This is a genomic window from Paenibacillus sp. FSL R5-0749, assembly GCF_038595085.1.
In the GTDB taxonomy this organism is placed as follows: domain Bacteria; phylum Bacillota; class Bacilli; order Paenibacillales; family Paenibacillaceae; genus Paenibacillus.
The window spans coordinates 6,514,398-6,533,827 of the sequence record NZ_CP152005.1 but is presented as its reverse complement, the minus strand read 5'-3'; the positions used below and the strand labels follow the sequence as shown (position 1 = coordinate 6,533,827).

Below are 19,430 nucleotides of genomic sequence, written 5' to 3'. Positions count from 1 at the left end.
GGGTGGATGAGAGATGTTAAAGGATCAACAACAATGGGCACTTATTACAGGCGCATCATCAGGTATTGGGGAAGTTTTTGCACTTGAAATGGCTTCCAAGGGTAGAAATATTGTGCTCGTGGCCAGAACAGAGACCAAACTGATTCAATTGGCAGAACGAATAGAGCGTACATATCAAGTAAAGGCTGAGGTGATCGTATCGGATTTGTCGCAAGTCTATGCACCTCAGAGCGTATATGAGGAATGTCAGAATCGGGGCATACACATCGATATATTGATTAACAATGCTGGATTCGCTACCCATGGATGTTTTGAACAGGTGGATGGTTCAAGGCAACAGGACGAGATTATGTTAAACGTGTTGGCCGTGACCAATATGACACATCTTTTCTTGCCAGGCATGTTGCAGAAGCGAAAGGGTGCTGTCATTAATGTCTCGTCGACGGCTGCTTTTCAACCTGATCCGTATATGGCTGTGTATGGAGCTACAAAGGCATTTGTACTTTCTTTTACCGAGGCGTTATACGAAGAAAACAGGAAGCGTGGCGTTCAGTTCTTAGCGCTATGTCCGGGCTCAACCGAGACTTCGTTCTTTGATATCGTGGGTGCGGAAGAAGCTTCTGTGGGCAAACGTGATACACCTGAGCATGTCGTAGCCGTGGCCATGAGGGCACTGGAATCAGGCAAACCCTACGCTGTGCCGGGGTCCGGTAACTATTGGACAGCGCAGTTCACTCGTCTCGTGCCACGCAAGTTGATGTTGCGTATTGTGGGAGGTATGCTTCGTCCGCGTTCCAAGGGTGGTAAACCAGAAAAAGCGAAAGCCTGAGAATGATAAGTGGTGAGTAGTTCGAAAGTGGTAAAGTAAAAAAGAAAAACGCTGTCAGCGAGGTATTCACTGGCAACGTCTTTTCATGAATTGGAGTTCGTTCATCTTAATATCGTGGATGATGTGATCGGAAGTTTATGTCAGAATCCCTTTGACCCGAGCTTCTTTGATCCAGCCTGGAAATTCATTCAGAAGCCGATCATATAGCTCTTCATCACTGATCTTGGAGAAATCGTCCAAGGCAAAAAAGTCGGCGTTATCTATGAAGTGTCCAGGCATGTCATCCAATTTTTCCAATACTCCATAATAGGACCGTCCCAGGCCAACAAACTGCCAGAACAGGTTTTTGTGTGAGCTTTCGGTAATAAGCTGTGTGATTTTGCTTTCTTTGTCCACACCTCCATCGCTGAAAAAGATAATGTAGGTTGGGATATGTGCATTAGGCTCTTCCACCGTATACTTACGAATAACATCTTCCATTACCTTGGGTTCATTGTTTCCGAAGCCCCTACGTCCGAGAACATACGTGCGAACAATGTAATCCTTGTAATCCTTGGCTGTTACACTTGGCGCACGCATAAAATCATCCGCAAAGAACCAGACATCCAACTCGCCATTGTCGTCAAACGCTGCCGCAACGGCGAGTATACGTTCAAAGGCTTCTTGCACAATGCCTTTGCGGTATAGATCGAACATGGAGCCGGATGCATCGAAAACGACGGCTACACGTGCCTGCAAAGGATCAACTTTTTTCTTTTCCAGAGATAAGGTAACTTTACGTTCAAGCAGATCTATTTTCGTCAATTTCAGTGGTTTAGTTTTTTTCTTTTTTGCAGGACTAGGAGGTTTCACCGGCTCGGCCGTTGGTGCCTGTGACTCTGTGGAAGCGGCAACTTCAGACTTGGCTTCGCTCGGACTCTCAATTTCAACTCCAAACGACTCGGCAAGAGGCTGCAAACCTCCAAAGAAACCGCGTCCGATGGCGCGAACCTTGAATCCGTCCTGATGCTTATAAATTTCAATGAAAATAAGTGCTGTTTCTGAAGTAGCTTGCGTAATCTCGTATGTAATTTGTTGTGAACCTGCTCTTACAATGGCTTGGCATTTCTGAACATCTGCAAACGTACCTACGGAGTCAATCGTAGCGGTGAAGACGCATTTTTCTACAGGAGCCTGTCGTAATTTACGGGTATCCAGCACAAAGGATGACTTGAGATCCTCGGCATGTTGGAGAACAACGCTGCGGTGGGGATCAACATTCTGGTTATAAAATACAAAATAATCGTCCGAGGGAACTTGTCCCCTGTCGTTGACCATAAAACAGCTTGCATCGAGAGCAGAAGGTGCTGAAGCACTTTGAATCGTTACGTAAATCTGGCCTGACTCATGAATCGTGGTATTTTGGCCGGTGCTCAAATGAATGATGGGATCTGTCATATTCCGATTGCCTCTGTTCTTCAAACTCATTAATGGTACTACATAGTAACAAGTTAGATTTTGATACATATGTTTCCATAAGTCAACGAGCAGATGACAGATCCAATCAGTGAGACTATATTACGGTTCCCCCGTTTTTCTACGCCTCATCAGACTCATACTTTTCCCGATGCTCCTTCTTCATCTTCACATAGTCTGGGTCCGTTTTCGCAATCTCCCATTGGGCTTTGAATATGGCTGCGGCTTCTGCCTTCACCTTATCATTCTGATAGGGCAAGATTGAGCCATCCTCCTTCGAATATTTGCGTCCGCCTTTGTGATTCGTATACCGTCTGGCCCGTGTATAGCCCATCTGGAGAAATTTGCGAGCCATATCCATACCCACGAAATCCCCCTTTTTCTTATACTCCAAAAATAGCTCATAGATTTTCTCCGATGACTCTGTCGCAATCTCGGGTGTTTTGAATCGCCAGTGTGGAAGAATCTCGCCCTTGTATGGCTCAACCATGAGAACACCCTGCTCTCCCCGGCCTACGGTGTATAGCTCAGGATGTTTGCGCAGATCCAACTCATCATAATTGAGACTGTAGTCAAATTTTTTCATGTATACGACCTCCTTGATAGGAATTACCCCGATTCTGAACCAACAAGCACGGTTAATGGGGAACATTAGAATCAATTACACAGGAGGGATAACGGTATGGGAATGTCCGGAAGATATCTTGTGGTAACGAAAGAGCTAGTTGAATCCATCAAGTCAGGGGAGATCAGTGTCCATGATTGTGCAGTTGATCTGGATATCGATAAAACCTGGCAGATGATCCAATTCACGCTGAACGGCAATCTGGTAGATGGGAAGCCACCCCTGGGCTATGTAGTGCCTCTCGCAGGTGAGCAATACTTGGGAAACTATTCGGATATGGATCTGTTCTTACTCAGTAATGAGCAGGTGCTGGAGGCTTACATGGCGTTGGAGCAGCTCACACCGGATGAATTAAAGCAGCGGTATAGTCTGGAACAGATGATCACTGAGGGCGTCTATCCAGTCATGGAAGATTGGGATGCGGAAGAGACATTTCAGGAGATTGTCCAGACGGTGGATGATATCCAGGCCTTGTTTCAGGCAACGGCTGCAAGTGGAAACGGAATCGTGTTTTATGTTTTCTAAACGGGCACTGAAATGATGGGAAATGGTTGTCCGTCGCGGAGACAGGTTTGAACTGTGCCTATTCGGGTTATTGATAGACACAAGGCTCATGCCTTGCTGACATGACAATCTGGTAGAAGAGAGGGAATGCGATATGACACAGGATCAGAACGAAGAGAATAAAGCGATTCAAGAGGACGAGCCCGATCAATTCGAGACTCCCGCAACTGCGGAAGATGAAGAAACGGATGAGAAACTCGCAGAAGATCAGGATCAAGAATAACTTCCAGTATTGCATAATGAAGCAGGATCTTTTATCGAAACATACGATATGTTGAAATATAGATAGACCAGAGGTCGGACATGTTCCGGCCTTTTGGTTTATTTTTTGCGTATCCGTTTACAACAATTACCTATACCTTCATAATGGAAATGAATCATATTTTTCTAAGGAGGGGATCTTATTACGAATCGGAAGTTAGTCCAATGGATGGCAGTGCCACTGGTATTATTAATGGTTGTTCTTACAGGATGTCAGGCTGTGGGTGGAGTAGACGTTGGCAAAGCAATGGCCAATGGTGCGAGTATCAAGTCCGGTGAATCCAGACAATCCATGAATATAAACATAGAACCGGCTAAGGAATTTGCGACAGAGAACGACCTTGAAATGATCGAACGTATTAATTCCATATCTCTGGATATTGATCAAGCCAAAATGAAAGATGCGAAGACAGCATCGATCAAAGGTACACTGAGCATGGAGGGAACGAAGTTACCTTTCCACCTGTCCATGAATGAGTCCCAAGTGGTGATTGATCTGGATGGAGCCCAGAAACCGCTGTACATATCTCTGGATACGTTCCAGGATGCACAAGCTCTTCCAATGGTGGATACGAAGGCTCTGGAGAAACAACTCGAGGAAATCTCACCGAAACTGTTCTCTTTTGTCCTGAAACATCTGTCCAATCCGAAGAATATCTCTGTAACACCGGTACAGGAATCCGTGAATGGCGAAACACTTAGCCTCTCCAAGCTGCACCTGGAGATCAGTGGTGAAGAGATGCTTGCCATGGTTAAACCGTTCCTGACGAGTGTCTCGAAGGATGAGCAAGGGCTGAAAGACCTGATTGGAGATCTGTACGATGTGTTCTATCCTGTACTGGAAGCTGTGAACGAGGTTGAAGGCGGGGGAGATGAAACGCTGAATTCGATCGTTCCTGAATCGAAAGATGAAGCCGTTGCTTCACTATATGCCATGATCAAAGTAGGACTGGACAGCATGCTGGTCAATTATGATCAGGAGCTGAACAACCTGTTGAATGAGACTCCAGAATTCAAAACGGTATTTGGTACAGAAACCAAATTGAAATTGGACTTCTATCTCGACAGCAAGCTGGATATCCGCAAGCAAAACTTTGAACTGAAGGTAGCGCTGCCGGCCTCCGAAGATCTGCCATTGAACGCTGTAACCGTAAGTGGAAACAGTGAACAGTGGAACATCGGTGGAACGGTTGCAGTGGATGAAGTGGATGTATCGGGCGGCGTTATGGATCTGATGAAGGATGATATTACACCTGGACAGATGCTGCGCAATTTTGATTCCAATTCACTTGCATATCAATTGCTCAAAGATGAAGCTGGGATCACGAATAAAAGTGTAGTACTCTTCCCGGATGATGAATACGCCGGGGCGATCACCGTTAAGAATACAACATTTGTTCCCCTTCGCTACGTGTCTGAGGAATTGGATGCTGAAGTGAAATGGACCAAAGGTTCGAACCGAATTGTTGTCATTGACGACATCACGGGTGATGAGATTGTTCTGACTGTAGGTTCCAAGAAGGCAACCGTTGCTGGTAAAGAAGTAACCATGGTGGAATCCGCATATGTAGGCAAGGATGGCAAGACATATGTGCCGCTGCGCTTTATGGCTGAATCCCTCGGAGCTACTGTAGATAAGGAACAAGAAACAGGCTGGATTTACATTGACCGTCCTTAAATTTTTATGACTAACAAAAACGATGAATTAATTCTATGGGGAGTGCTTCTTTTGGAGGCGCTCCTCTTTGTTGTGCTATCTCAGGCCAGATGAATGACTGGATGGGTATAGAAGCATACTAATCCGGTTGAATTTCTGGTTGTAAGAGATCCCCGTTTGATTAGAGCAAATGATGAAATGGGTAATTATGTGTTGAAGATGTCAAAAACAGCAAAGGGAGGTCTATGGATGATGTCTGAACGATTTGCAGGTAAAGTAGTCCTGATTACAGGTGGTGGTTCGGGTCTTGGCCGATCAGCTGCGGTGGAAGTCGCGCGTGAAGGGGCAAAACTTGCCCTGGTGGATGTGAACATGAAGGCGCTGGAAGAGACCAAGCGTGTGATATCAGAAGAGGTAAAGCATGCCGAGTTCCTGCTTATTGAAGGTGACGTAGCCGACGAAGAAGCAGTGAAGAAGTATGTTAGTGATACGGTAAATGCGTTTGGACGTATCGATGCATTTTTCAACAATGCAGGCATTGAAGGCAAGCAAAACCTGATCGAGAACTACGAGACAGAGATGTTCAATAAAGTCATCGACATCAACCTGAAAGGTGTATTTTACGGGTTAAAGCACGTCTTGCCTGTAATGAAAAAACAGGGTGAAGGCTACATTGTGAACACGTCCTCTGTCGGTGGCATTCGTGCTGTACCAAACCAGATCGCCTACGGAGCGAGTAAACATGCCGTTGCTGGCATGACCAAAGATGCGGCGATTGAATACGCTGAGCACGGAATCAGTATCAATGCGGTAGCACCTGGAGCCATTCTGACAGATATGGTCATCGGTTCGTTCAAACAGATCAATCCGAATGACTGGCAGTCTGCATCCAGAGAGTTCGTGAAGGACAATCCGGCGAAGCGCTTGGGTGAACCGAAAGAAGTGGGACGCCTCGTTGCCTTCCTGCTGTCCGGCGAAGCACCGTTTATTAACGGAGCCATTATACCAATCGATGGTGCACAGTCAGCCAAATATTGATCCCAGATATGTTACGGTACTGATTCGACCTGAAAATTCAACATAGAATAACCAATAGATTACCTGGAGAATCATTCCTTCCACCATGTACCTCGGATACGAAAGAACGCCCTTAACTGGCCAATGTGCTGAATGGGGCGTTCTTTTTCGTGTCATCCAGATAGCTTATATCCGCAGGTTAAGTGTGTTGTAAGATCTGAGGCTTCTTGCTAAACCCGGTGCTTCCGGCGGTAAAGCCCATCTGACGATAGAATTGATGTGCAGCTTCACGTTCCGGACGATTGGCACTGTTCAGAGACAGGGAGTCCACGTTATGCGTGGCTGCCCATTGCTCAGCTTCAAGAATGAGCTGACGGCCGATGCCAGAACCTCTGAACTGGTCATGTACAACCAAGGCCAAGATACGGCAGTGTCTTCCGTTCTTTTCATACAGATAAGACGTCTGTAATCCGATCAGTCCAACTACGCGTCCGCGTACCTCAGCTACCAGTGTCGTAAAGTTTGCGTCCGCAGAGATATGGGTATAACGCTCTTCCATCTCGGCGTAAGTGGTGGGGTAACCGAGTTGGTCCATCAGAATGACCATATCTTGCAGATCGGTAGGGGAGCTGTGTCTAATCGTCACATCCAGGCTCATAATGTTGTATCCTCCTTGGGTCTTTCCTTCAATGAAAGTTCAATAATGGTATCCAGTAGTTCTGCAAAAGAAATGCCTGCAGCAGCTGCGCTTTTGGGCAGCAGACTGTTACGAGTAAGTCCCGGCAGTGTGTTCACTTCAAGCACATAAGGCATGCCTTCCCGAATCATCATATCCACGCGAGCGTAGACGCTGCATTTTAGCACCTGATAACAGGCCAGGGCCGCGGCTTCGACGCGATGGTGAAGGTCCACAGGCAATTGCACAACCTGCTCATCGGCCCCATTGTCATCGTATTTGGAAGCATAGTCGAAAAACGCAGCGTTCGAACGAATGGAGATCACCGGCAGCATCTTACCATCCAGAATGGCACAGGTGATTTCCTCACCCTCGATATACTGTTCAATCATCACCGTATCATCCCAGGCGAGGGCAGCCTCTACAGCGGCGGGCAGGGAGGACGCTTCCTTTACCACTTGGGTACCAATGCTGGAACCGCCTGAATTCGGTTTGACCACCACGGGGTACGTTAATTGTTGAACAGCAATAGAGGCCAGCTCCTCCATATGACTCACTCGCAACCATTCACCGGTAAGTACACCTGCATGCTGCATGAGCTGTTTGGACATGTCTTTATCCATGCATACACTGCTTGCAAGCACACCACAGCCTGTGTAGGGAATACCCAGGGATTCGAGTGTGCCTTGAACCGTACCGTCTTCGCCGTATTTGCCATGCAGGGCAAGCAGTGCCACATCGATTCCCGCTGACTTGTCGATCAGATCGCGCTTGGAATTCAGCTCAATGGGCACAACCTCGTATTTGTCTCTATTCAGATTGGCAATCATCTCCTGTCCGGTGAGCAGGGAAATATCCCGCTCTGAAGATGTACCGCCCATAATTACGCCAACTTTCATGTGAAATCCTCCTTATCTCATTTGAGCTGCTGTCTCGCCAATGATGCGAACGCCTTTACGTATATGCTCATCGCTCACTCTGGAGAAACCCAGACGCATCGTGTTTACACCCTGACCGGGCTCCAGATAAAAGGTATCCCCTGGTGTGAACGTTACACCTTTCACTTTACAAGCCTCTAGCAGTTCACGGGTTCTGTATTCGGACGGGAACTGCACGAACAGATGCAGACCACCCGCACCGGAAATCCGGCACATTGGCAGATGTTGCTTCAGGCAACGCACAACCAATTCATATTTTCGCTTATACTCCGTGCGGGCTCGCTTCAAATATTTCTCGAAATTGCCGTTGCTCAGATATTGATACAATAACGATTGGTCCAGTGTGGAGGTATGGATGCTGCGTGCCCGTTTCATACTCTCCAGATAATCAATCAGCGCCGTATCAGCAATAACCCAACCCACCCGCAGACCTGGGAACAGGACTTTGGAGAAGCTGCCCAGATAAACCAGTCCATTGCCCTTGCCCATGCTGGCGATCAAGGGAGATACGTGGGAACCGGAATAGCGCAATTCTTCGTTGAATCCATCCTCAATGATGGGAACCTGATACTTGTTCATCAACCGGATGATCTCTACCCGTTTCGCAGGAGACGTCACAATCCCGGTTGGATTGTGGTAGGAGGGCACGAGATACGCCAGATCATATGGACTTTCCTCAAGTTCATGTTCCAGCTGCTTCAAGTCCAGGCCATCCGGCTCCATATTGACACCGGTTAGGTGGAACTGGTGCAGCTTCAGGTTTTTGATTGCCGTGTGGTGCGTGGGATTCTCACAGAGCGCTTTTCCGCTTTTTTTGCGCAACGCTCCAAGCACCAGATCGAAACCTTCCGTGAATCCGTTGGTGATCAGGATGTCCTTGCCACGGAGGTCAACACCTTTATTCTCCATATATCGTAGTAAATAGTTCATCAGCGGTCTGTATCCTTGCGCATATCCGTAATTCAGCAGTACTTCGCCTTCAAGTGACATGCGATCCAGAAAAGCCCGTTTCACGTTCGGCAGATCAAATAGCTTTTCATCCGGTGCTATGCTGGTAAACGAGATCTCGCCGCGCTCTGCACCGGAGCCATGCTTCATCAGATCGTACTGCTCTGCCTGGATGGCATACTTACTTACCTCTGTCTTCCAGTCCAGTTGCCAGCTCGCTGTGGCCTCAGGAGCCTCAATGGAAGCACTAACGTAATTGCCTTTGCCTTTGACCGCGTAGATCAGACCTTCATCTTCAAGCTCGGCATAAGCGAGCAGAACCGTGCTACGACTAACCTTCATGAGTGTACTAAGTTCACGGGTGGAGGGCAGTTTTTGTTTGGCTTGCAGGCCACCTTTGAGCATCAATCGCTTCATATAATCTTTGACTTGTATATATACAGGGCGGTCCTCCGTCAGTTGCAGATCGGAATACATCCCATCACTCCTCTACTGGTATCTTGCCATATTATAAACCCGACAGAAAGAACCACGATACCTCTGTTTCCCTGAGGAGGTGGTCGGTTATTCGCGTAAACGCAAAAAAGCCCAAGCAATATGCCGGGGCCTGTGGTGAGACTTGATCCATTTTCTATAGTACTGCTGCTATAATTCTACAGTTGCATTGCATGACTAGTCTCTCTAGGATCGATAGCTATCTGACCTTCTACGTGTGTCTATTAACTCAGTACGACTATAATTGCAGGCTTTCTAGGTGATACTTAAAATCTACAGTGAATCAAGAATCTAGGTCTTTCTACGTTTGCTTGCTGCAAGGGTCGATTAGATGATGAATCTACAATCTATAAGCTAAGGTTCTTGCTAACTGTACTCTTGTCGTGATCACGTAACAGAATTCAGCATGAAAAAGAGTTTCAATCATAGGGTACAATAGACGGAGGTAGATATAAAGACATGTGTCTCAGTGCCCAATTTCTTCCTCATACCCCTATAGTAACACTTTGAATCAGGGAAGTTAACCTTTTTTTTGAAATATTTGTCGTAATAGCGAAAATTGCGTGAATTGTACTTCTTATAGATTGAAATGGTGTCCCTTTATAATATGTGATAGGATGTAAACCTATAGATAATGAGGAAGTGAGCCTATTGATTAATATTACTGTGCCAACACCGGATGTAACCATTACGAAGCAGGTTGATCCACAGCTTAGCCACATTTATGGATTTACGGATTTTCACCTGATAACCCGGGAACTAGGCGGAATTTTCATGTTTTACAATGCCGCTGGAGAGCTGTTATTTGTCGGGAAAGCACGAAAATTAAGACCACGTATCAAAAAGCATTTTGAAGATACTGTATCTCCAATCAAGAACCACCGTGAGGAAGTAACAAAGATTGAAGTGTGCGTGATTGAAGATCCGGTAGATCGTGAAATTTACGAGACGTATATCATCAACACGATGCGTGCGAAATACAATGTAGACAAAGTATTGTACAATTAAGACGCATAAAATCTTAATTAACATGCAACGCCTAGGACATATGTCCTAAGTGTTGCACCACGAGGTAAGGATGTAATCGAAGGGTTGCATCCGATCCTTTGTGGTGCCATCCCGCTCTTTCAAGGGAATAGCTAGTAGAATTTGAAACGTAGAACGCCCAAACTCAGTATCACAGATATACCAAATACATATGAAGAGGTGATTGTGTTGATCGGTCGTAGCGGTAACCCTACCCTTAAAGACAGCACGTTTGAGAACAGAGGATATGGAGAAGATCGGTATCAGAATTATATGACAATTAACGGCACGGTGAACAAAGCGTTTATTACGCTGGTGATCCTGTTGGCTAGTGCGTTTGCAACCTGGATGATGTTCTTTAACGGACAAGAAGTAATGCCGCTCGCGTATGGCGGATTGATCGTTGGTTTCATTCTGGCACTTGTGATTTCGTTCAAACCGATAACAGCACCATATCTCGTACCCGTCTATGCCGTGGCAGAAGGCCTGTTCCTGGGGGCGCTCTCCGCAACCTATGAATCCCTGTATAACGGAATTACCTTGCAGGCTGCTCTGTTGACGATGGCCGTATTCATCGCGCTGCTGATGGCATACAAAACCCGTTTGATCAAAGCTACAGAGAATTTTAAGCTTGGGGTCGTCGCTGCAACCGGCGGTATCATGATCATGTATCTGCTGAGCTTTGTACTTGGTTTCTTCGGCATTTCGATTCCTTATCTGCATGACAACAGCTTGATCGGCATCGGTATTTCGGTCGTTATTGTTATTGTGGCTGCTCTCAATCTGGTCCTTGATTTTGACTTCATCGAAGGTGGCGCTGAGCGTGGTGCGCCCAAGTATATGGAATGGTACGGTGCATTTGGATTGATGGTAACGCTGGTATGGCTGTACATTGAGATCATCCGTCTGCTTGGCAAATTGCGTAGCCGGGACTAGTCCTGCTTCAATCATGTTCGAGAAGTAAACGGAGTTTGAATTTAAAGCCAAAAAGCTAACGCGTGTTACTCACGTCGTTGGCTTTTTTGGTATATGAAGATGAGACTGTTGGGCGGTCCATAGGACGGGTGGCTGTCCGTGACCATGATCGCTTTTGACATCTCCCCCGTACTGGAGATCTTCCTACCTCTGAAGACTGTACCCAGAGCTGCATATCTCGCAAAAGATCAAAGACAAAGAAATTACCATCATTGGTGCAGGAATCCTTATGCAATTGAAGGATAAGTATTGATATCTGATAAACACCAAAAAATCCCTGACGGATTCGCCAGGGATTTTTTGGTGTTTATCTCAACATGATTGCTGGTTGGTATTTCTACAATAAAAAATCTAAAAGCTTATAATTGCTATGATAATCCGTGTATTGCTTTGGTTTTAAGCTGCTCGGGCAATAATCTGATTATTTTCCAGAACCGCTTGAGCTTCAGCGTTGGAAGGACGGTAGCCTTTTTCGAGCAACTCTTTAATGTAAATTTTGTTGTAAACGAAAGAGAACACGATCCCACTAATCCAAGCTCCAACTCCTGCAGTGAAAATACCAAGTGCTACGGAGATCAAGAACATGATGGCAGCCCATTTCAAATCACCACGGAACAACGCAGGGAAAAATCCGAAAAATAATGTTGTCCAGCTGAAACCTACTTTCACGTTCTTGGTTACACCTGCACTGTTTTGCAAAAAGATATGCATTTGTCCACTTCCTTCTAAAATAATGAATCGGAGAGAGAATCGAGTACTAACAAGTATGTAGTGTGAAACTAGTCGTAAATACCTGATTATTATTACCTATTCTTCTTCCTTTTGGTCCTATAGTACCATTAACTGGACAGGATGTTAATCTTTTTTTTGAAAATTATGGTTTCCTATATGAGATATATTCTCTTTTTGATAAAAAGTAAAAATGAAGGAGAGTCAATGACCGCTCCTTCATCATATTTGCAATTCTAACGAATTTCACACTTCTTAATAGTGGATTATTAGGGTGTAGGGGAACCTAACGAACCTCAGACACCTTATTGTTGCAGAATTCGGCAATATCAACGTGAAAAAGGACATATTAGAGCATATAGGGTGCGTAGGGTTCCTTAGAATGCCAGACCTGTGTAATTGAAGCCCATAAGGCGTGTCAGGTTGGTTAGGGCATGAACCCAATCTTAACCCCGACCCCCAAAACCCGGCCCTAAACCCCAAGCCTGAAAACCAAATCCAAATTATACTTCACGATCCCCTAATAAGCCGCAACTAGCCGAACACTACATCAACTCCGTATATAGACCCTCCAAGGTTACAATCTTGGGCTGGCTTGGCAGCTCTCCCCCAGCCGAACATGCCGCAAGCATATGCCCGTCGTCCAGTCGCTGACTGAGAAAGCGATATGCCCCGGCTTGCTCGCAATACCAAACTCCGCCCTCATCCGGCAGGATGGCGAAGGAGTCCAGCGGTATGGACAACCCCATACCCACTGCTTTGATATAACTTTCCTTCAGTGTCCATAGACGGTAGAAGGTATTCAGCCGACGATCGTCAGGCGTGGCGGACAAGAACTGGCTCTCCGTTGTAGAGAAGAAACGTTCTGCAATCTGCATGTCAATGGGGGCTATTTTCTCGACGTCCACACCCAGTTCATCGGTACCGCCGGAGATAAGAGCAATCCAGTCACCAGAATGGGAGACGTTGAATTGTACATCCGAATGCTGGCTGAGGGAAGGTTTGCCGTAGGGATTACGGGTAAAAGAAAGCTCAGCTGGCCTTAGGCCAGTTAACCTGCTCAAAGTCACACGAGTCAATATTTCTCCCAACACGGAGCGATACGCATCAGCCTGACGAACAAAACGTGAAGCCTGGGTGCGACGCTCTGCCGAGACTTGGGACAGAAAATGATTCCAGTATGCCTCAGGCATTACTTCTGGAACTTGGAGTACACGAATCGTTATCATCATTTATCACCTAAGGACGTATTCGGCGTGGATCAGTAGCTTTCCTTTATATGGAACAATCCCTTATGTGATTTCTATTTAAGTGCTCCCTATACGGATGCTTAATCAAGATAATTATCCTGTTTTCCATATCGTGTTAAGGCCTCAGGTTCTGCATCTTCCTCATTATGCTTCTTGCGCTTGTTTCCATTCCGTATGCGCAGCCTGCACTCGTTCCCACATGTCCTGGCATTCCAGTTCGCTGTAATTCACCAAGGGTTCATGGAATATTTCAGTTAATACGTTACGCCATTCGGTATAACTCTGAATTTCCGTTTTCCGAATTCCTTCGATATCATGGGTTCGGAGCATACATCCTCGTAGTTCATGACTGCGGTTCTCATTCCGCTGACGAAGCAAAAATACATTATGCCAAGGGGATTCGGCCGCCCGACTGTAGAATTCATGTTTCGGTATGAACTCCCCCAGATCGTGAACTGCTTCAGGAGCATAGTCGACGCCTTCACTTGGCCCATTCGGTTCGTACTCAAGCCGCCATCCCCCAGCAGCAACAGATGATGGCATCAGTTGGTATGTGAACGGAGCGGAACCATGGGTTCCATAACGAAGTGGCAGAGGTTCAAAGGGCATTCCGCCCAGACCTACATCCACAATCCAGCGTTCAACTGTTGGGTCGGCATCCGGCAGAAGGACAGACAGACCGAGATGGAATGAATTCACACGGGGTTGTTCCCCATGAGGCTGTACTCCGCCACGATGCCAATCAACCGTATAACCCAGCGAGCGGAGAAGAACACTAAATGCACCGTTTAGATGAAAGCAGTAGCCGCTGCGTCCCTGTAATATGAGCTGAATTGACTCTTGAAGACTGATTCCTACAGGACGACCTGCAAAAATATCGACCGTTTGCCACGAAAGATATTGCACATGTGCACGTTGGAGTTCAATTAAGTATTCCAGCGTAGGTTTCTTTATATCATTCATGCCAATCCGTTTCAGATAGGCCTGTATTTCAGATGGATTTAATATAACGTTCATTCAGATCACCTCAGGATATATATTGGGCTGCAAGCAATGGTTATAAACTTCTGCTGCCCTGAGTTCATTGTAAGAGTCAACGGGTGAAAGCAACATCGTCAATTAAGCTAATTGTAACGGTACAATTAGTAGGACAGCTCTGAAAATCATTTCAAGAGGTAATCATGGTTTTGATGGTAGTGAAATACAATATATGGATGAGCTACTTCTTTTTCTGGGGTATGCTAACCCTTTGGAGTGGATATAGGTTAGAATATAGATAGATAGCAGGATTAGGAGATGGAAAAATGGCTAATGAAGAAGTGATTTTGACACAGGAAGGCTTGGAAAAGCTGGAGGACGAACTGAGGGAATTGAAGACAGTGAAGCGTAAGGAACTGGCTGAGCGTCTGAAACTCGCGATCAGTTACGGTGACCTGAAGGAAAATAGTGAGTATCATTCAGCCAAAGATGATCAGGCCTTTATGGAGACCCGGATTCTGATCGTGGAGAAGATGCTGAAAAACGCCAAAGTCATCACATCCGAGAATATGGATGCTACCAAAGTGGGTGTAGGTTCCACTGTATTGCTCAATGATATCGAATTCGCTGAGAAGATTGAATATAAATTGGTTGGTCCTGCTGAGGCCGATGTAGCAGATAATAAAATTTCCTATGAGAGTCCACTTGGCAAAGAACTGATGGGCAAAGAAGTGGGCAGCGTCATTCATGTTAATGCTCCGATGGGTGTTATCAAATATGAGTTGCTTGAAATAAGAGTTTAATTTTAAAAGAGAGGTGTTTCCCAGTCATCAAAGTGGCTGAGGGACACCTCTTTTTCGCTCTAATGGGTTTTGAAAGGTTGGAAATATGGTTATGTTATAACTCCATACGGTTGGCCTGACAGAATTTATCACATACTGTGTTTAGGGAACTTATGAGAATGAAGATGATCGAGTGCTTTTATATGTAAAAAAATAACATTTCGACAAATTTCGAATTTCGAATGACCTGACAAGGCGAGTAGTATATAATTACGGGAAAACTTTAAAGTGATGGAGTAGATACAATGAATTTTAGTAAGCCTAATCGAAATCAAGACAACGCTGGCAAAGGAGAGCGTTTTTCCCAAGCTGGATTTATCCTGGCAGCCATTGGTAGTTCGGTTGGTCTGGGCAACATGTGGAAATTCCCGTACATTACGGGTGAGAACGGAGGAGCTGCGTTTTTCCTGCTCTTCATCGTCTGTTTGCTGCTCATCGGTCTGCCAGTGCTCCTGGCTGAACTTGCGATTGGTCGCAGTGGACGAGGAAGTGCTGCTACTGCTTTTATCAAAGCAGGTGGACATAAGGGTTGGCTCGCAGCCGGATTGCTGCAAGTATTAACGCCATTTATCATCTTGTCCTTTTATGTCATTATCGCGGGCTGGACATTGCAATATGCAGTGACTTCCTTCAGTGGAACATTGTTTAATAATCCGGATTATGCTGGACAATTCGGCTCCTTTGTAAGCGGGTATTTGCCGATCGTTTGGCAGCTGGTTGCAGTTCTGATTACAGGCTGGATTGTTGCCAAAGGCGTTTCGAACGGAATCGAGAAGTTCAACAAGGTACTGATTCCGGCAATGTTAGTTTTGCTTATTATCCTGATGATTCGTGCTGTTACGTTGCCAGGTGCAGGGGCCGGGGTTTCCTTCTTCCTGAATCCGGATTTCTCGCAGCTGACAACGGAATCTGCACTGGTGGCGCTTGGACATGCCTTCTTCTCCCTGTCACTCGGGATGGGTATACTGGTGACTTACGGTTCGTATGTGGATAAAAATCAATCTCTCGGTGCAGCGACCGTCGCTGTTGGTGCCGGTGACCTCATCTATGCATTCATTGCTGGTCTGATCATCTTCCCAACGACATTCTCGTTCGGTATTGCACCGGACCAAGGGCCGTCACTCATCTTTGTGGCTCTTCCGGCAGCATTCTCAGCTATGCCGCTTGGATTCCTGTTTGGCGGATTGTTCTTCATCCTGCTCGCTATTGCGGCTTTGACGTCAGCCGTGTCCTTGCTGGAAGTCCCGGTGAAGTATTTCATGGAACGTCTGTCATGGAGCCGTAGTCGTGCGGTATGGATTATCTCGCTAGGGGTCTTTATCGTGGGGCTTCCTTCGGTACTATCGCTCGGTTTGTTGCCTGAATGGACGATTGGATCGAAGAGCGTGTTCGACTGGATGGACTTTGTCGCATCCAACATCCTGTTGCCTGTAGGTGGACTGCTTGTGACGATCTTTGCCGGATACTTCTGGAAAACGGCTGCTGAAGCTTCCGGTCTGCGTTCCGGATGGTTCCGTGTGTGGCTGTTCATGCTGCGTTACGTGGCTCCGATCCTGGTTCTGCTGGTTCTACTGCACACATCCGGTATCATTCACTTCTAAATGTGAAGGCCCGATAGGGTTAAATATGGTCTGTTGTGCAGATTTACCATGGATAAAACCTCTTGGAATAAATGCAAAAGCCCTTGTTTTCCCTCGTCAATTTTGGGACAATACGGAGTAGAGGTTTTTTGGGTAGGACCGATAAGCCATATGCTTTTTTGCGAAAAGAGGATTATACAATGAACAAATCATCCATATATGGATTAACATTAGAGCAATTACGTTCCTGGCTGCCGGAGCATGGGCAGAAGAAATCCCGTGCATCCCGGATTTGGGAATGGTTATACCAAGAGCGTGTGCATGATTTCCCGGCGATGTCCGATGTCCGTCAGGAATGTCTGGACGTTCTCTCCGAGCATTTCACCATGAACTCGCTGAGCGAACATGTGAAACAGGAATCGGCAGATGGTACCGTGAAATTCCTGCTTCGAATGCAGGACGGCAACCTGATTGAGACGGTATTGATGCGGCAAAAATACGGACTGACTGTCTGTGTGACCACACAAGTCGGCTGTAATATTGGCTGTAGCTTCTGTGCGAGCGGTCTGATCAAGAAGAGCCGTGACTTGACTGCTGGAGAGATTGTCGAACAGATTATGCATGTGCAGCGACATCTGGATGCAGCGGGACAAGACGAACGGGTAACCAACGTGGTTGTGATGGGTATTGGTGAACCATTCGACAACTTCCAGCACATGAGTGATTTCATCGAAGTCATCAAGGATCGCAAAGGACTGGCACTTGCCGCCAAACGCATAACGGTGTCCACGAGTGGCCTTCCGGACAAAATCAAGGAATTTGCAGACAGCAGTCTGCAGGTCAATCTGGCGATCTCCCTGCATGCGCCTAATAATGAACTGCGTACGCACATCATGAAGATTAACCGGGCTTTCCCGATCGAGCAATTAATGGATGCAGTCGATTATTATCTGGCTACGACGAACAAACGCATCATGTTCGAGTATATCCTCCTGCGTGATGTTAACGATCAACGTGAGCATGCAGCGGAGCTCGCTGAACTGTTGTCCAGTCGCAGAAGTATGGTCAGTGTGAATCTGATCCCATACAACCCGGTGGATGAGCACAGTCAGTATCAACGGAGTACTGAGGAGTCGATTCTGGGCTTCTATGATACGCTCAAAAAGAACAACATCAACTCCACTGTACGTATGGAACATGGTACGGATATCGATGCTGCTTGCGGACAGTTGCGCAGTAAACAAATGAAGAACAACACTGCCGAATTAGAGCCAGACCGTCTGGCACTGGGATAAGACACAACGCGGAGCTGGCAAGTAAGTTAGTTAGCATACTTGATTACTATAATCGGGTCTGTGCGTGCCATATACCGTTGTTGGGTTGCGAATGAATGTGTTGTCTGAATACAAAACGCCTCTGTACATCACTGAGAAGTGATAACGGAGGCGTTTTTGGAATACATTATTTCAGTTTTTTGGTCATCAGCAGATGGGGAATGCCGTCTTCCATAAACACGTCCGATGCAGGTGCATATCCGAGACGTTCATAGAACCCGGAGGCTTGTACCTGGGCGTGCAATTTGGCTTTCTCGAGTCCATCGGCAATGGCCATCTGCTCCAGCTTGTTGATCAGCACACGGCCCAGGCCGTGTTTGCGGTAATCGAGCATGACACAGATCCGTTCCAATTTGGCGACCTGCTCAACAACGCGCAGTCTGGAGGAGGCAGCAGGTACACCGTCTACGTAGAGCAGAATGTGGCGTGCCTCTGCTTCTAATGTATCATAAGCGTCGAATTCATCCGCTGCGGGTACGCCTTGTTCTTCGACGAAAATAGCGGTACGGATGGCGAAGCAGGCATCGAGCAATTCCTGATTATTAACTTCAACAATCGTTGTATTCATGAATGTTTCTCCTTTGGACGATAGTAATCATATCCGGGCATGATAAACTGGTATATGGCATAATCATTGCAGCCGTTCCTTGTGAGTATCATGGTTAAAATTTAATCCAATTTAACTGTAGTTATATCACTATTTATGTTGTGAATGCAACAATTTTATAAAAGGGCGTGAGCGCATTGACTGATAAAAAAGAAGTGTTGCGTGAAATTGGCATGATTGCCCGCTGTCTGGATTCGATCAGCAATGTCGAGTTTCAGCATCTGAACCTGTCCCGTGGACAATATCTCTACCTGTATCGCATCTGTGAGAATCCGGGAATCATCCCGAATCAGCTCGCTGAACTGATTAAAGTGGATCGCACGACTGCTGCCAGAGCGATTAGCAAACTCGAATCCGATGGATTTATTGTCAAACAGTCGGCAATAGACAATAAGAAGAACAAGTTGTTATATCCGACAGAAGCTGGCCTGAAAGCATGGGAATTCATTCGTAAAGAGGGAGAGCATTCCGACCAGGTGACGCTGGACGGCTTTACGGATGAAGAGATAGATACGGCGGTTAAACTTCTCCGCCGAATGCGCCACAACATCGAGGTAGACTGGAAATTTGTCAAAAAGGGCGGACGGCGGTCCTACATGAATATCTCAGAATGAACAATACCTCTATCCTTGCCCCCTACATCC

The 19,430-nt window shown here is 46.3% G+C and carries 20 protein-coding genes; 11 read left to right on the top strand and 9 right to left on the bottom strand.

The genetic code is table 11. From position 1 onward, the window contains the following. Positions 1–13 precede the first annotated feature (13 nt). On the top strand, positions 14–829 hold the full coding sequence (locus tag MKY85_RS29120) for an SDR family oxidoreductase (RefSeq protein WP_342571423.1): 816 nt from the start codon (positions 14–16) through the stop codon (positions 827–829). Between the two features lie 135 nt (positions 830–964). On the opposite strand, the gene MKY85_RS29115 is transcribed toward MKY85_RS29120, so the two are convergent. Both MKY85_RS29115 and MKY85_RS29110 read right to left on the bottom strand, forming a co-directional pair. Beyond that, the gene (locus tag MKY85_RS29115; RefSeq protein ID WP_342571422.1) at positions 965–2,266 is read right to left on the bottom strand and encodes a VWA domain-containing protein; all 1,302 of its coding nucleotides are present in this window, start codon (positions 2,264–2,266) and stop codon (positions 965–967) included. A 139-nt stretch (positions 2,267–2,405) separates the two neighbouring features. Continuing rightward, entirely contained in the window at positions 2,406–2,870 is a 465-nt protein-coding gene (locus tag MKY85_RS29110) for a DUF4385 domain-containing protein (protein WP_047840920.1), read from the bottom strand. A 96-nt stretch (positions 2,871–2,966) separates the two neighbouring features. On the opposite strand from MKY85_RS29110, the gene MKY85_RS29105 reads away from it, so the two are divergent. The 4 genes from MKY85_RS29105 (at position 2,967) to MKY85_RS29090 (ending at position 6,429) form a co-directional block, all read left to right on the top strand. Continuing rightward, positions 2,967–3,434 carry a YfbM family protein gene (locus MKY85_RS29105; RefSeq protein ID WP_339238728.1) on the top strand — a complete coding sequence of 156 codons (468 nt, stop codon included), beginning with the start codon at positions 2,967–2,969 and terminating at the stop codon, positions 3,432–3,434. 133 nt (positions 3,435–3,567) lie between these two features. Next, positions 3,568–3,696: a hypothetical protein gene (locus tag MKY85_RS29100; protein WP_342571421.1), complete on the top strand. Its 129-nt coding sequence runs from the start codon at positions 3,568–3,570 to the stop codon at positions 3,694–3,696. A 207-nt stretch (positions 3,697–3,903) separates the two neighbouring features. Further along, positions 3,904–5,412, top strand: coding sequence for a copper amine oxidase N-terminal domain-containing protein (locus MKY85_RS29095; RefSeq protein WP_342571420.1), 1,509 nt, complete (start codon positions 3,904–3,906; stop codon positions 5,410–5,412). Between the two features lie 228 nt (positions 5,413–5,640). Then, entirely contained in the window at positions 5,641–6,429 is a 789-nt protein-coding gene (locus MKY85_RS29090; protein ID WP_339238724.1) for a glucose 1-dehydrogenase, read from the top strand. Positions 6,430–6,607: 178 nt separating this feature from the next. Here MKY85_RS29090 and MKY85_RS29085 read toward each other — a convergent pair whose 3' ends face one another. The 3 genes from MKY85_RS29085 to MKY85_RS29075 are packed head-to-tail and all read right to left on the bottom strand — an operon-like array spanning position 6,608 to position 9,447. Then, entirely contained in the window at positions 6,608–7,066 is a 459-nt protein-coding gene (locus MKY85_RS29085; RefSeq protein ID WP_339238723.1) for a GNAT family N-acetyltransferase, read from the bottom strand. Beyond that, positions 7,063–7,983 carry a D-alanine--D-alanine ligase gene (locus MKY85_RS29080; protein WP_339257943.1) on the bottom strand — a complete coding sequence of 307 codons (921 nt, stop codon included), beginning with the start codon at positions 7,981–7,983 and terminating at the stop codon, positions 7,063–7,065. Before MKY85_RS29080 ends, MKY85_RS29085 begins: the two co-directional genes overlap by 4 nt. Positions 7,984–7,995: 12 nt before the next feature. Then, positions 7,996–9,447 (bottom strand): PLP-dependent aminotransferase family protein, encoded by a 1,452-nt coding sequence (locus MKY85_RS29075; protein WP_342571419.1) that lies wholly within the window; start codon positions 9,445–9,447, stop codon positions 7,996–7,998. A 669-nt stretch (positions 9,448–10,116) separates the two neighbouring features. On the opposite strand from MKY85_RS29075, the gene MKY85_RS29070 reads away from it, so the two are divergent. After that, positions 10,117–10,473 carry a nucleotide excision repair endonuclease gene (locus MKY85_RS29070; protein WP_342571418.1) on the top strand — a complete coding sequence of 119 codons (357 nt, stop codon included), beginning with the start codon at positions 10,117–10,119 and terminating at the stop codon, positions 10,471–10,473. Between the two features lie 207 nt (positions 10,474–10,680). Then, positions 10,681–11,427: a Bax inhibitor-1/YccA family protein gene (locus tag MKY85_RS29065; protein WP_342573506.1), complete on the top strand. Its 747-nt coding sequence runs from the start codon at positions 10,681–10,683 to the stop codon at positions 11,425–11,427. Between the two features lie 435 nt (positions 11,428–11,862). Here the strand turns inward: MKY85_RS29065 and MKY85_RS29060 are convergent, their stop codons facing one another. The 3 genes from MKY85_RS29060 to MKY85_RS29050 all read right to left on the bottom strand — a co-directional run bounded on the left by MKY85_RS29060 (position 11,863) and on the right by MKY85_RS29050 (position 14,462). Further along, on the bottom strand, positions 11,863–12,177 hold the full coding sequence (locus MKY85_RS29060) for a DUF2628 domain-containing protein (protein ID WP_192135327.1): 315 nt from the start codon (positions 12,175–12,177) through the stop codon (positions 11,863–11,865). Between the two features lie 563 nt (positions 12,178–12,740). After that, positions 12,741–13,427 carry a 4'-phosphopantetheinyl transferase superfamily protein gene (locus MKY85_RS29055; protein ID WP_342571417.1) on the bottom strand — a complete coding sequence of 229 codons (687 nt, stop codon included), beginning with the start codon at positions 13,425–13,427 and terminating at the stop codon, positions 12,741–12,743. Positions 13,428–13,589: 162 nt separating this feature from the next. After that, a complete protein-coding gene (locus MKY85_RS29050) occupies positions 13,590–14,462 on the bottom strand; it encodes an arylamine N-acetyltransferase (protein ID WP_342571416.1) in 873 nt (290 codons plus the stop codon). Positions 14,463–14,749: 287 nt separating this feature from the next. Between MKY85_RS29050 and greA the strand changes: the two genes are divergently transcribed. The 3 genes from greA to rlmN all read left to right on the top strand — a co-directional run bounded on the left by greA (position 14,750) and on the right by rlmN (position 18,140). Further along, positions 14,750–15,226 carry a transcription elongation factor GreA gene (greA, locus tag MKY85_RS29045; protein ID WP_339238706.1) on the top strand — a complete coding sequence of 159 codons (477 nt, stop codon included), beginning with the start codon at positions 14,750–14,752 and terminating at the stop codon, positions 15,224–15,226. A gap of 284 nt (positions 15,227–15,510) precedes the next feature. After that, a complete protein-coding gene (locus MKY85_RS29040) occupies positions 15,511–16,866 on the top strand; it encodes a sodium-dependent transporter (protein WP_339238705.1) in 1,356 nt (451 codons plus the stop codon). A gap of 179 nt (positions 16,867–17,045) precedes the next feature. Beyond that, positions 17,046–18,140 (top strand): 23S rRNA (adenine(2503)-C(2))-methyltransferase RlmN, encoded by a 1,095-nt coding sequence (gene rlmN / locus MKY85_RS29035; RefSeq protein WP_342571415.1) that lies wholly within the window; start codon positions 17,046–17,048, stop codon positions 18,138–18,140. A gap of 166 nt (positions 18,141–18,306) precedes the next feature. Here the strand turns inward: rlmN and MKY85_RS29030 are convergent, their stop codons facing one another. Then, positions 18,307–18,747, bottom strand: a complete 441-nt coding sequence (locus MKY85_RS29030) for a GNAT family N-acetyltransferase (RefSeq protein WP_342571414.1) — start codon at positions 18,745–18,747, stop codon at positions 18,307–18,309. A gap of 212 nt (positions 18,748–18,959) precedes the next feature. On the opposite strand from MKY85_RS29030, the gene MKY85_RS29025 reads away from it, so the two are divergent. Continuing rightward, positions 18,960–19,400, top strand: a complete 441-nt coding sequence (locus tag MKY85_RS29025) for a MarR family transcriptional regulator (protein WP_339243248.1) — start codon at positions 18,960–18,962, stop codon at positions 19,398–19,400. The last annotated feature ends 30 nt before the right edge of the window (positions 19,401–19,430 follow it).

Coding starts and splice junctions, on each gene's coding strand:
- MKY85_RS29120 (WP_342571423.1), top strand. CDS start 14: ATGTTAAAGGATCAACAACAATGGGCACTTATTACAGGCGCATCATCA.
- MKY85_RS29115 (WP_342571422.1), bottom strand. CDS start 2,266: ATGACAGATCCCATCATTCATTTGAGCACCGGCCAAAATACCACGATT.
- MKY85_RS29110 (WP_047840920.1), bottom strand. CDS start 2,870: ATGAAAAAATTTGACTACAGTCTCAATTATGATGAGTTGGATCTGCGC.
- MKY85_RS29105 (WP_339238728.1), top strand. CDS start 2,967: ATGGGAATGTCCGGAAGATATCTTGTGGTAACGAAAGAGCTAGTTGAA.
- MKY85_RS29100 (WP_342571421.1), top strand. CDS start 3,568: ATGACACAGGATCAGAACGAAGAGAATAAAGCGATTCAAGAGGACGAG.
- MKY85_RS29095 (WP_342571420.1), top strand. CDS start 3,904: ATGGCAGTGCCACTGGTATTATTAATGGTTGTTCTTACAGGATGTCAG.
- MKY85_RS29090 (WP_339238724.1), top strand. CDS start 5,641: ATGATGTCTGAACGATTTGCAGGTAAAGTAGTCCTGATTACAGGTGGT.
- MKY85_RS29085 (WP_339238723.1), bottom strand. CDS start 7,066: ATGAGCCTGGATGTGACGATTAGACACAGCTCCCCTACCGATCTGCAA.
- MKY85_RS29080 (WP_339257943.1), bottom strand. CDS start 7,983: ATGAAAGTTGGCGTAATTATGGGCGGTACATCTTCAGAGCGGGATATT.
- MKY85_RS29075 (WP_342571419.1), bottom strand. CDS start 9,447: ATGTATTCCGATCTGCAACTGACGGAGGACCGCCCTGTATATATACAA.
- MKY85_RS29060 (WP_192135327.1), bottom strand. CDS start 12,177: ATGCATATCTTTTTGCAAAACAGTGCAGGTGTAACCAAGAACGTGAAA.
- MKY85_RS29055 (WP_342571417.1), bottom strand. CDS start 13,427: ATGATGATAACGATTCGTGTACTCCAAGTTCCAGAAGTAATGCCTGAG.
- MKY85_RS29050 (WP_342571416.1), bottom strand. CDS start 14,462: ATGAACGTTATATTAAATCCATCTGAAATACAGGCCTATCTGAAACGG.
- greA (WP_339238706.1), top strand. CDS start 14,750: ATGGCTAATGAAGAAGTGATTTTGACACAGGAAGGCTTGGAAAAGCTG.
- MKY85_RS29040 (WP_339238705.1), top strand. CDS start 15,511: ATGAATTTTAGTAAGCCTAATCGAAATCAAGACAACGCTGGCAAAGGA.
- rlmN (WP_342571415.1), top strand. CDS start 17,046: ATGAACAAATCATCCATATATGGATTAACATTAGAGCAATTACGTTCC.
- MKY85_RS29030 (WP_342571414.1), bottom strand. CDS start 18,747: ATGAATACAACGATTGTTGAAGTTAATAATCAGGAATTGCTCGATGCC.
- MKY85_RS29025 (WP_339243248.1), top strand. CDS start 18,960: ATGATTGCCCGCTGTCTGGATTCGATCAGCAATGTCGAGTTTCAGCAT.